Annotated in this window: 10 protein-coding genes; 1 reads left to right on the top strand and 9 read right to left on the bottom strand. The window is 73.9% G+C overall.

Going from position 1 to position 11,063, the window contains the following annotated elements:
* Positions 1-21: 21 nt before the first annotated feature.
* From ACIRBY_RS30360 to ACIRBY_RS30325, 8 genes are all read right to left on the bottom strand, one after another.
* The gene (locus ACIRBY_RS30360; RefSeq protein ID WP_403906508.1) at positions 22-1,218 is read right to left on the bottom strand and encodes a cytochrome P450; all 1,197 of its coding nucleotides are present in this window, start codon (positions 1,216-1,218) and stop codon (positions 22-24) included.
* Positions 1,219-1,254: 36 nt separating this feature from the next.
* Positions 1,255-1,872 (bottom strand): FMN-dependent NADH-azoreductase, encoded by a 618-nt coding sequence (locus ACIRBY_RS30355; RefSeq protein ID WP_403906505.1) that lies wholly within the window; start codon positions 1,870-1,872, stop codon positions 1,255-1,257.
* Between the two features lie 281 nt (positions 1,873-2,153).
* Entirely contained in the window at positions 2,154-3,152 is a 999-nt protein-coding gene (locus tag ACIRBY_RS30350) for a Gfo/Idh/MocA family protein (protein ID WP_403906503.1), read from the bottom strand.
* Positions 3,149-4,141, bottom strand: a complete 993-nt coding sequence (locus tag ACIRBY_RS30345; RefSeq protein WP_403906500.1) for a Gfo/Idh/MocA family protein — start codon at positions 4,139-4,141, stop codon at positions 3,149-3,151. The genes ACIRBY_RS30350 and ACIRBY_RS30345 overlap by 4 nt, the downstream gene beginning before the upstream one ends.
* 111 nt (positions 4,142-4,252) lie before the next feature.
* Positions 4,253-4,903 carry a thymidine kinase gene (locus tag ACIRBY_RS30340; protein WP_403906499.1) on the bottom strand — a complete coding sequence of 217 codons (651 nt, stop codon included), beginning with the start codon at positions 4,901-4,903 and terminating at the stop codon, positions 4,253-4,255.
* 64 nt (positions 4,904-4,967) lie between these two features.
* Positions 4,968-6,173 (bottom strand): alkaline phosphatase family protein, encoded by a 1,206-nt coding sequence (locus tag ACIRBY_RS30335; RefSeq protein WP_403906496.1) that lies wholly within the window; start codon positions 6,171-6,173, stop codon positions 4,968-4,970.
* Positions 6,173-6,760, bottom strand: coding sequence for a DUF5998 family protein (locus tag ACIRBY_RS30330; protein ID WP_042819277.1), 588 nt, complete (start codon positions 6,758-6,760; stop codon positions 6,173-6,175). Before ACIRBY_RS30330 ends, ACIRBY_RS30335 begins: the two co-directional genes overlap by 1 nt.
* 47 nt (positions 6,761-6,807) lie before the next feature.
* Positions 6,808-9,612: a GNAT family N-acetyltransferase gene (locus tag ACIRBY_RS30325; RefSeq protein WP_403906493.1), complete on the bottom strand. Its 2,805-nt coding sequence runs from the start codon at positions 9,610-9,612 to the stop codon at positions 6,808-6,810.
* A 212-nt stretch (positions 9,613-9,824) separates the two neighbouring features.
* Between ACIRBY_RS30325 and ACIRBY_RS30320 the strand changes: the two genes are divergently transcribed.
* Entirely contained in the window at positions 9,825-10,106 is a 282-nt protein-coding gene (locus ACIRBY_RS30320) for an HPr family phosphocarrier protein (protein WP_328928048.1), read from the top strand.
* Positions 10,107-10,310: 204 nt separating this feature from the next.
* Here the strand turns inward: ACIRBY_RS30320 and ACIRBY_RS30315 are convergent, their stop codons facing one another.
* Positions 10,311-10,976 (bottom strand): GntR family transcriptional regulator, encoded by a 666-nt coding sequence (locus ACIRBY_RS30315; protein ID WP_403906490.1) that lies wholly within the window; start codon positions 10,974-10,976, stop codon positions 10,311-10,313.
* Between the last annotated feature and the right edge of the window lie 87 nt (positions 10,977-11,063).

Below are 11,063 nucleotides of genomic sequence, written 5' to 3'. Positions count from 1 at the left end.
TTCCTTTCGTAGGGAGGACTGCTACCAGGTGACGGGCAGGCTCTTCACCGCGAAGACGGAGCCCTTGAGCCGCAGCGGGACCTCTTCGGCGGCCACGGCCAGCCGGAGGTCGGGGAAGGCGTTCAGGAGCGCCGACAGGCCGGCGCGCAGCTCGACGCGCGCGAGGTTCTGGCCGAGGCACTGGTGGACGCCGAAGCCGAAGGCCACGTGGCCCGAGGTCTCGCGGTCGATGTCGAGGTCGGCCGGGCAGCCGAACCTGGCCGGGTCGCGGTTGGCCGCGGGCAGCGACACGGTGACGGTGTCGCCCTTCTTGACCAGGTGGCCGCCGAGCTCGACGTCCTCCAGGGCGGTGCGGTACATCTCGTACTGGTTGACGGTGATGTAGCGCAGCAGCTCCTCGATGGCGGCGTCGAGCTTCGACGGGTCCGCGCGGAGGGCGGCGAGCTGCTCCTGGTGCTCCAGCAGGGCGAAGACCCCGACCACCAGGGCGCTCTCGGTGGTCTCGTAGCCGGCGAAGAGCAGCAGGGTGACGATGTTGCAGATCTCTTCGGTGGTCAGCTCGCCCTCGGCGATCAGGCGGCTGATCAGGTCGTCGCCGGGCTGCTCCCGCTTCTTGCCGACGAGCTCGGTGATGAAGGCGGTCACCTGTCCGAAGGCGGCCCCGACGTCCGCCTGCGAGGAGTCCGGGTCGTGCAGCACGGTGGGCGCGTGCTGGTAGCGCTCGCGCTCCTCGTACGGGAAGCCGATCAGCTCGGACAGCACGCGCAGGACCAGCGGCCTGGCGTAGCTCTCGACCAGGTCGACGGGGCCGCCGTGGGCGCGCATCACCTCGATCCGCTCGGCGGCGACCTCCGCGACGCGGGGGGCCAGCAGGTTCGCCCGGCGGGCGGTGAACTCGCCCGTCAGCAGCCGCCGGTAGCGGGTGTGGTTCGGCGGGTCCATGTGGATGAACATGCCGGGGATCTCCGGGGAGCTGCCGATGACGGGCTCTCCGAAACGGGTCACCGGGAAGTGGAATTCCTGGAGGCCGTGGCTGAACCTCGGGTCACTGAGGACCTTGCGGACCAGTTCGTGGCTGGAGGCGATCCATCCGATGTGTCCGTCCGGATAGACCATGCGCGCGAGGGGGCTCTCTTTGCGCAGGGAATCGAATACGGCGGGCGGGTCGAAGTGGTGGGTCCGCGCCCACGGCTCCTCGTAGGAGATTGCGTCGCTCATGGGGTCCTTCTCGCTCGGGACGGGGAGGGGCCGGGGCTACTGGGCCAGCTTCGCGAGGGCGTCGTACGCGTTCGCCAGGGAGGCGTCGGCCAGCGGCCTGAACTCCGCCATCTGCGGGGCGATGGCGGCCATCGTCAGCTCGGCGGTGACGAAGGTGAGGTCCTCGCCGAGGCCGATCGCCTCGAGGATCGCCTTGAGGTAGGTCTGCTGGTAGTCGAAGGCCTCGCGCGGGGTGCCCGGCGCGTAGGAGCCGCCCCGGGTCAGGACGACGACGACCTTCTTGCCGGCGAGCGGGCTGGGGACGGCCATGTGGGCCGGGTGGACGATGCGGTCCAGCCAGGCCTTGAGGGCCGACGGGATCGTGAAGTTGTGCATGGGGACGCCGAGGACGATCACGGACGCGTCGAGGACCTCACGGGTGATCGCGGCGGTCAGCTCCCGCTCCTGCTCGCTCTGCCCGTGGTCGGTGTCCGGGTGGATGAGCGCCTGGTGCACGGGCTCGGTGATGTGCGGCACCGGCCGGGCCGCGACATCGCGGTAGGCGTAGCCGGCACCGGGGTGGTTGTTGCGCCACTCCCCGGCGAAATGGGCCGAGAGCCGCCTCGACACGGATTCAGTACCAAGACTCGAATCGACATGCAGAAGCTGCGACATGCGGACGTCCCCTTAACGATCGCGAAATGTGTGAGCGCCCGCCCCGCAGCGGCTTTTCGAAGCATCGCCAGGACATGGGCTTGATCTCTAAATCCAGGCTAGGCGGATGGTTCACGCCACAACATCCCTCAGCCTGGTAGGGCCGGGGCCGCCCTTTTCCAGGGACTCTTGAGGGATGGTCAGGCCTCGGCCGCGGGCGGAAACGACGGAGCTCCCGGCGCCCGGTGTCCCCTGGGGGTCCACCGTGCTCGGGAGCTCCTGCGCCTGCCTCCGTACGGGCCCTACGCCCCCGCGGGCGCGGCCGGTTCGACGGGGCGGCCGGTACGGGCCGACTCGATCGCGGCCTCGATGATCCGCAGCGTGCGCACGCCGGCCGCACCGTCCGGGCCGGGCCGGGCGCCGCCTTCGCCGTCGCCGGCGAGGAAGGCGTCGAGGACGCGGGCCTCCAGGTCGTCGCCGCCCGCCTCCCGGCGCTCCGCACCCGTGGCGGCGTCGAAGCCGCCGATCAGCCGCGGGCGGGCGGTGAAGTCCACGCTGCCCCGCTCGCCGACGAAGGTCAGGGCCGGCCCGCCCGCCCCCGCCGGGTTCCCCGCCAGGCCCCGGCTGCAGTCGAGGGAGGCGACCGTCCCGTCCGCGTAGCGCACGGTCATGAGCGCCGCGCTCTGGACGTCCCGGCCCCCGCTGAGGAGCCCGTTGGACTGCGCGTACACCCGCTCGGCGGGCTGCCCGCCGAGCACCGCGTCCACCAGGGCGAGCAGGGCCGCCGCGTTGGCGGCCAGGACCGCGCCCGCCTCCGGGCCGTCGGCGACGGGGGCGTTGCAGGCGCCGTGCACGGTCGTCAGCCTGCCGATGGCCGTACCCGCGGCGAGCGGCTCCCGGATGGCCTCGAACGCCGGGCTGGAGCACTCCGGTGAAGCGGGCGTGAGCCGCACCCCCGCCTCCTCGCAGGCCCGCACCATGGCCAGGGCGTCCTGCGCCGTGGCTCCGAGCGGCTGTTCGCACAGGACGTGGGCCCCGGCTGCGGCGGCGCGTTCGACCAGTTCCCTGCGGTCGGCGAGGCGGCTCGTGACCACCACGGCGTCGGGGCGCAGCGCGAAGACCTCGTCCCAGCCGTCCGCGTAGGGGACCGCGAGCTCCCGCGCCACCGCCCGTCCGCGGGCCGGGTCGTCCGGCGCGCCGTCGGGGTCGGCGATGACGAGCTCGACGCCGGGCATGCCGTTCAGCAGCCGGGCGTAGGTCGTGGCGCGCTCGTGCGCGAGCGACAGCACGGCGACCTTCATGCCGCTGCCCCCTTCGTGGTCGGTGCGAGGTCCACGGCACGCCCGGTCCGGGCGGACTCCGCCGCGGCCTGGGTGAGGCGGATGGCGGCGAGCGCGTCGTGCGGTCCCAGGCGCGGCGCGGGACCGCCCAGGAGCCCCTGGGCGAACTCGCGGATCTCGGAGAGGAACGGCTTCTCCCCGAAGTGTCCGAAGGCCGGGTCCTCGACACCGAACGCCCTGGTCTCCTGCGGCCATTCGGAGTCGTAGAGCGCCGTCCCTCCCGTGCCGGTCACCTGGTAGGTGAGGCGGAAGGGGGGCTGGGGGGTGGCCGTCCACCGGCACACCACCTGGCTGAGGGCACCGCTCGCGTGCGTGAGGAGCGCGGTCCCGGTGGCGACGGCCCCGGCCGGGGCGGGGGCGGCGATGTCGCCCTGGTACTCGGCGTGGACCCGGACGACGTCCCCGAAGAGCCAGTACGCGATGTCCACGCCGTGGAGCATCTGGTCGGTGAGGATCCCGCCCGACCGGGCGGGGACCTCGGCGGTCCAGGGCCGCGGGTGGTAGCCGGCCACGGTGAACCGGCCGATGGCGCCCGTGCCCAGCCCGCCCGACGCCACCAGCGCCTGGAGGCGGGCGTAGGCGGGGGCGAACCGGACGTTGTGCGTCGGGTACACCGGCACGCCGGCCCGTGCGGCCGCGGCGACGATCTCCTCGGCCTCGGCCAGGGAGGCGGCGAGGGGCTTCTCGCACACCACGCCCACGCCTGCGGCGATGGCGGCCATGGCGATGGCGTGGTGGCTGCCGGTCGGGGTGCAGATGTCGACCGCGTCCGCGCCGTCCAGCGCCTCGTCGAGGGAGCCGACCGCCTTGGCGCCGAACTCCCGGGCCAGCTCCTGCGCACGCCCGTCGGTGGAGTGGACGCGCACGGACGCCCCGACGGCGGTCCACGCGTCCAGGTGGAAGCGGGCGATGAGTCCCGCGCCGATCAGTGCTACTTCGAGTCGCCGCATGGCATCCCCAGCCCTCTTCCCCGTCGTCTTCGCGGACGCCAGTCTCGCCCGCCCGGCGGACCGGGACCATCACCAACGTGGGTAGTCCCTACGGGGCCGCGGCCGGGGCCGTCAGACGGAGTTGACCGGGAGGACGTCCGGGGAGAGGGAGCCCGCGTGCGCCGAGGCGGAGGTGGCGCGGCGGCGGTGGTGGCGGCGGCACAGGACCTCGTAGCCGATCTCCCCCGCCGGGCGGTTGACGTCGCCCACCACGACCTGCGCGCCCTCGACGACCATCTGCCCGCCCACGGTACGGGCGTTGTGGGTGGCGCGGGCGCCGCACCAGCACAGGGCCTCGACCTGGAGCTGTTCGATCCGGTCGGCGAGCTCGATCAGCCGCTGGGAGCCGGGGAAGAGCTTGGTGCGGAAGTCGGTGGTGATGCCGAAGGCGAAGACGTCCATGTCGAGGTCGTCGACGATGCGGGCCAGCTGGTCGATCTGCTCCGGGGCGAGGAACTGGGCCTCGTCCACGATCACGTAGTCGGCCTTGCCGCCCCTGGACAGCAGCTCCACCAGGTAGGCGTACAGGTCCATGCCCTCGGCGGCCTCGACCGCCTCGGTCACCAGGCCGAGGCGGGAGGAGATCTTGCCCTCGCCGGCCCGGTCGTCGCGCGTGAAGATCACGCCCTGGAGGCCTCGGGCGGAGCGGTTGTGGCCGATCTGGAGAGCCAGCGTGCTCTTTCCGCAGTCCATCGTTCCGGAGAAGAACACCAGCTCGGGCATGGGAGGTACGGGACCTTTCGGGTCGTGGGCGGTGAGAGGGGGCGGAGCGGGAGAGCCTGCGGGCTCAGGTGCGGACTTCGAGCAGCGGGACCAGCTGTTCGGCGGCCGTCATGGAGCCGTGCATGCCGGTGAGGGCCGATTCGTTGGGCTCGTTGCGGGAGGCGGTGATCGCGACGTCGGCCTGGGCCGCGGCGATCACGTCGCCGATCCGGCCGAGCACGCGCTCGTCGCACTCCCCCGGCGCCCCGAACCAGCCCCGTTCCAGGGCCTCTTCGCGGCTCGCGACCCAGAAGCGGTCGCCGAGCACCTCGCGCCAGACGGTCAGCACGTCGGCCTCGGCGCCGGGCACCGCGTAGACGTGCCGGGCCCGGCCCTCGCCGCCGAGCAGGGCGACTCCGGCGCCGAGCTCCCAGTCCTCGTCGAAGTCGATGCGGGAGTCCTCGTCGAAGGGGACGTCCACCATGCCGTGGTCGGCGGTCACGTAGAGCGCGGTGCGCGGCGGCAGCTGCTCGGCGAGCCGCTGTACGAGCCGGTCGACGTACATGAGCTGGCCGCGCCAGGCGTCGGAGTCCACGCCGTGGCGGTGACCGGCCCCGTCGAGCTCGCTGTAGTACGTGTAGACGAGCGAGCGCTCCGCGGCCGCGAGCTGGATCGCGGCGAGGTCCATCCGCTCCTCGCCGGTCATCCGGCCGTGGAAGGTGCCGCCGCTGAGGGCGATCTGGGTGAGCGGGGTGCTCTGGAAGTTCGGGGCCGACACCTGGGCCGTGTGCACGCCCGCCGCGTCCGCGAGCTGGAAGACCGTCGGGTACGGCTGCCAGGGCTTGGGCGGGGTCCACGGGTACCAGCGGAGCTGGTTCATCAGCTCGCCGGAGGCCGGGTTGCGCACGGCGTAGCCGGGCAGGCCGTGCCGGGCGGGCGGCAGGCCGGTGCCGACGGAGGCGAGGGAGGTGGCGGTGGTCGCCGGGAACCCCGCGGTGATCGGCCGGCCGGTGCCGCCGCGCGAGCTCGCGAGGAGGGAGGCCAGGAAGGGGGCGTACTCCGCGTGGGCGTTGATCTGCTCCCAGCCCATGCCGTCGACCAGGAAGACGCAGTTGCGGTCGGCCGGGGTCAGCTCGGCGATCCCGGCGGCGAGGCCGGGCACGCCCTGGCCGGCCGCCAGGGTCGGCAGCAGGTCCGCGAGCGAGCCGGTGCCGTACTGCGGGACCGGGGCGCCGGCGAGATCGAGGAGTTCCGGTTCGTCCTGCCAGTTCGGCGGCACGGAGTAGGACATCAGCGGGTGGTGGCCGCGGTGGCCTCGGAGAGCGCCTGGGCGAAGAGCAGCGTCTGGCGGACCGTCTCGGGGCCGTCGCCGGCCTCGCTGACGCGGAGGCTGAGGTCGTCGGCGGTGGAGTTGCCGGTGTAGCCGTGGTCGGAGTCGCAGTTGGGGTCGCCGCAGGCGGCGGGCTCCAGGTCGATGCGCGAGACCGCGCCCCAGCCGATGGTCAGGACGACCTCGCGGGGCAGCTGGCCGGGCGTGTAGGACTCCGGGTTGGCGACGACGCGGCTGAGCACCACGGAGGAGATCGTGCCGAGCTTGACCGACTCGGTCGAGGTGGTCGCGTACGGGGACGGGGACCCGGCGTCGGCGGCCTGCTCGTCGGTGTGGCTGACGATGAACCGGGTGTCGGTAAGGACCAGCACGGTCACGTGCCGGCGCACCTCGTTGGAGTCGAAGGTGGTCTCCTGGTGGACCACGTACGACGAGACCGGCTCGCCGCCCACCGCGGCCTCCACGGCCTCGGCCACGAGGGCCGGGTAGTAGCCGCTGCGCTCGATCGCCGCGCGCAGCCCCTGGGTCGTCGTACCGGATTTCGCCATGAGGTCCATCCTAAGGCCCGTACGGGGTCCCCCTACCTGCCCGTCGCTCAGTAGCTGGGCAGGGTCCGCGGGCCGAGGTCGGTCCGTGCGGGCGGGTGGGCGACGCGCACGGTGGCGCTGAGCACGGAGAGGCCCTCCGTGGCGACGACGACCGGCTCCAGGGAGATCCCGGTCACCTCGGGATGGTCGTCCACCAGCCGGGACAGCCTCAGCAGCAGCTCCTCCAGGGCGGGGGTGTCGACGGGGTCGCTGCCGCGCCAACCGAAGAGCAGGGGGGCGGCGCGCAGGGAGCGGACCAGTCCGGCGGCGTCGCGGTCGGTGGCGGGGACCAGGCGGTGCGCGGTGTCGCCGAGCAGCTCGGAGGGGACTCCGGCGAGCCCGAAGGAGAGGACCGCTCCGGCGGCGGGGTCGACGACGGAGCGGACGACGGTGTCCACCCCGCGCGGGGCCATCGTCTGGACGACGGGCAGGAGCTCGGCGGGCTTGCCGAGGGCCTCGGTGAGCTCCTCGTACGAGCGGCGCAGCTCGGCCTCGGTGGTGAGGTCGAGGCGTACGCCGCCCAGGTCGGCGCGGTGGCGCAGGTGCGGGGCGGTGGTCTTCAGGGCGACGGGGTAGCCGAGGACCCGGGCCGCGCGGACGGCGGCGTCGGCGCTGGGGGCGGGCAGGGTGGGCAGGACCGTGATGCCGTAGCGGGCGAGCAGCTCGCGGGCGGCGTTCTCCTCCAGGGTCAGTGCGGCGCCCTCGCCGATTCCGGCGACGAGGGCGGCGAGCTGGGCGGCGGCGCCGCTCTCGTCGATGTCCTCGTACTCGGGGACGTGCCGGACGTCGGCGTTGGCCCGGCGCCACTCGGCGTGCCGGACGGCTTCGGCGAGGGCCTTCACGGCCCGCTCGGCGGCGGGGTAGGCGGGGATCCGCCCGTGGGGGGCGGGGGCGGCGGAGGGCGCGCCGGCGGGGGCCGGACCCCGGGGTGCGGCGGGGGCGGCGGGCGGCGGTGCGGCCGCGGGGGCGGTGGCCCGGGCGGCGGAGAGGGCCTCGACCAGTTCGCCGAGCTCGACGTGGACGACGGCGACGGGCTTGCCGGGGACCTCGGCGACGGCTTCGCGCAAGGCCTCCGCGAGGTCGTCGGCCAGGGCCCGCTCGCCGACCCAGGGGATGGCGGTGACGACGACGGCGTCGCAGTCCTCGGAGGCCAGGGCGGCGGTGAGGGCGGTGCGGAAGTCCTCCGGGGTGGCGGCGGTGGTGAGGTCCAGCGGGGGCGACGGCCGCAGCCCCTCGGTCAGGCAGGCGTCGTAGGTGAGGACGCCGAGGGACTCGGAGTTGCCGAGGATGGCCACCCGGGGGCCGGCCGGCAGCGGCTGGCCGGCCAGCAGGAGCCCGGCGTCGACGAGCTCGGTGACGGTGTCGACCCGGATGACGCCGGCCAGCCGCATCAGCTCGGAGACGGTGGCCTCGGGGAGCCTGGTCCCGGGGACGACGTGCCCGGCGGGGGTGTGGCGGCCGCCGAGGGCGACGACGAGGGGCTTGACGGCGGCGGTGCGGCGGGCGAGGCGGGTGAACTTGCGGGGGTTGCCGAGGGTCTCCAGGTACATCAGGGCCACGTCGGTGGCCTCGTCCTCGTACCAGTACTGGAGGATGTCGTTGCCGGAGACGTCCGCCCGGTTGCCGGCGGACACGAAGGAGGACAGCCCACCGCCGCGCCGCAGCAGCCCGGACAGCAGGGCGATGCCGATGGCCCCGGACTGCGTGAACAGGCCGATCCGCCCGCGGGCGGTGGCCGGGGCGGGCGCGAGGGAGGCGTTGAGCTCCACCTCCGGCGCGGTGTTGATCACCCCGAAGGCGTTGGGCCCGATGAGCCGCATGCCGTACGAGCGCACCTGCCGGACCAGTTCGCGCTGCCGGGCCAGGCCGTCCGGGCCGCTCTCCCCGTACCCGGCGGACAGCACCACCAGCCCCTGCACTCCGTGCTCCCCGCAGGCGGCGACGGCGCCCGGCACCCGCTCGGCCGGCACGGCGATCACGGCGATGTCCACGGGGGCGCCGATGTCCGCGACGGTGCGGTAGGCCCGCACCCCGTCCAGCAGGTCCCCCTCCATCCCCGCAGCCCTGGCCTCGTTCACGGCGTAGAGGTGCCCGCGGAAGCCGCCGTCGCGCAGGTTGCGCAGCGCGGCGGCGCCCACGCCGGAACCGGAGCGGCTGACGCCGATCACCGCGACGGAGCCGGGGGCCAGCAGCCGCTGGACGGAGCGGGCCTCGGCGCGCTGCTCGCGGGCGCGCTGGACGGCGAGGGACTCGGCGGTGGGTTCGAGGTCGAGGGTGAGGTGGACGGAGCCGTCCTCGAAGCTGCGCTTCTGCTGGTAGCCGACGTCCGTGAACACCTTGATCATTTTGGTGTTGGCGGGCAGCACCTCTGCGGCGAAGCGCCGGATGCCGCGCTCCCGCGCCACGGCTCCGATGTGTTCGAGCAGGGCGGAGGCGACCCCGCGGCCCTGGTGGGCGTCCTGGACCAGGAAGGCCACCTCGGCCTCGTCGGCGGGGGCGGAGGCGGGCCGGCCGTCGGGGCCGATGCGGTCGAAGCGGACGGTGCCGATGAACTCCCCGCCGATGGTGGCGGCGAGGCCGACGCGGTCGACGTAGTCGTGGTGCGTGAAGCGGTGCACGTCGCGGTCGGAGAGGCGGGGGTAGGGGGCGAAGAAGCGGTAGTACTTCGACTCGTCCGAGACCTGCTCGTAGAAGCTGACCAGCCGCCCGGCGTCCTCGGTCGTGATGGGGCGGATCCGGGCGGTGCCGCCGTCGCGCAGCACGACGTCCGCTTCCCAGTGGGCCGGGTACGAGGGGTCCGACGCGGTGGTCATGGGGCCAGCCTAAGGGCAGGATCCGGCCGGGCGGCCGGGCGGCTCCGACAGGCCGGGCGGCGCGTACGCCTGGAATGAGGCGTACCGGGACGGATCAGTGCAAAGCTGAGCAGGGCCGAACGGCCGCTGGGTCGGGCCGGAGGCCGGTCCGAGCATTCCGGGTGACGTGAGAGACTGGTCTAGACAACCACGAGAACCTGAAGGGCATCACCATGGCAGAGCGCCGCGTCAACGTCGGGTGGGCCGAGGGCCTGCACGCTCGTCCCGCCTCGATCTTCGTCCGCGCGACGACCGCTTCCGGCGTCCCCGTGACCATCGCGAAGGCCGGCGGCGACCCCGTCAACGCCGCTTCCATGCTGGCGGTCCTGGGCCTGGGCGCCCAGGGCGGCGAGGAGATCGTCCTCGCGTCCGAGGCCGACGGCGCGGAGGTCGCGCTGGACCGCCTCGCGAAGCTGGTCGCGGAGGGCCTGGAGGAGCTCCCCGAGACGGTCTGATCCCTTCGTCTCCGGCCGAAGCCGCGGCCCCGCCGTCCCGGGGGCCGCGGCTTCGCGCCGTCCCGGTCCCGGTCCCGGTCCCGGCGATAACCGCTCCGGCGGAAATGCGTATCGGTGGGGCCCGCGCGGACGGAATTGGCCGGAACGCACCGGCGCGACCGAAAGGGAATTCCACCGCGGGCCCCCTTTTCTACGCGCCCCGCGTTAATTCCGGCCACCTGCCGTGTTTACGGCACGTTGCAAAGTCCTCACCTTCGGCCGGAACACGCCCGACGCCCGTTCCGCGTGCAGCGCGGCCAGCGCGCGGGCCCGTTCGGCGTCCCCCCGCGCCACCGCGTCCACGAGCGCCCCGTGCTCCGCCCAGGAGTCCACCGGCCGCACCGGCGCCCCCACCTCGTACATCCAGGCGATCTTGCGCCGGGTCTGCGTCAGCAGCGCGATCAGCCCCGGACTGCCGGACGCCTGGGCCAGGGTCTCGTGGAACCAGCCCCCCAGCGCCCGCAGGTCCTCCCCCTGCGCCCGCCTGGCCCGCTCCTGGCCCAGCCGCACCAGCCCCCGCAGCACCTTCAGGTGCGCCTCGGTGCGCCGCCGGGCCGCACGGGAGGCGGCCAGCGGCTCCAGCAGCATCCGCAGCTCCAGCAGATCGGCCGCCTCCTGCTCGCTCGGCTCCGCCACGCACGCCCCCGCGTGCCGCCGCGTGGTGACGAACCCCTCGGACTCCAGCGTGCGCAGCGCCTCGCGCACCGGCACGCGCGAGACCCCGTACCGGCGGGCCAGCACCTCCTCGGTCAGCCGGCCGCCCGGCCCGAAGAAACCGGAGACGATATCGTCGCGAATGGCTGTGCACACCGCGTGCGCCGGAATACGCAAGGCCGGACCTCCGCTGGTTTCGTTCCGATCGAACGTGCCGCGTCTGCGACTCTATTGCACCACGTGGGGATTTCCGAGAAAGCCCGA

The sequence above is a fragment of the Streptomyces sp. NPDC096136 genome, assembly GCF_044763325.1.
GTDB lineage: Bacteria > Actinomycetota > Actinomycetes > Streptomycetales > Streptomycetaceae > Streptomyces.
Note: the sequence above shows the minus strand (reverse complement) of the source record. Positions and strands in the feature narration are given on the sequence as shown.